The following is a 297-nucleotide window of genomic DNA, read 5'->3' on the forward strand; positions in this document are numbered from 1 at the left end:
GATTGATTTCCTTATAATCCTCTTTTTCATAACTGCCAAGGGCTGAATTAGAAATGCCCGTCAGCTTTGATAGTTCTTCCAGATTTAAGCCTTTGTCTTTGCGGAGTTCCCAAAGGCGTTCCTGTATGCTTGTTGCAACTTTCATGGGCGCACGCTCCTTTCCGGTGGTTTTATTTCTGCCGTTTAACTGGATTATATCACACTTTCCTCAATCGTGGAAATTTCTGATTTTCCCCCTGATTCCTACTTTGTGGATATACGGCACAGGGCACAAAAATGTTCTATGATACAGGTAGT

At 42.1% G+C, this 297-nt stretch carries 1 protein-coding gene; it reads right to left on the reverse strand.

Features of this window, described 5'->3' with window-relative positions; genetic code table 11:
- A partial coding sequence (locus tag P0G09_RS19215) for a helix-turn-helix transcriptional regulator (protein WP_275253470.1) occupies window positions 1–145 on the reverse strand: 145 nt, incomplete at its 3' end.
- Window positions 146–297 lie beyond the last annotated feature (152 nt).

The sequence above is a fragment of the Faecalibacterium sp. DFI.5.82 genome, from assembly GCF_029076575.1.
Taxonomy (GTDB): Bacteria; Bacillota; Clostridia; order Oscillospirales; family Ruminococcaceae; genus Faecalibacterium; species Faecalibacterium duncaniae.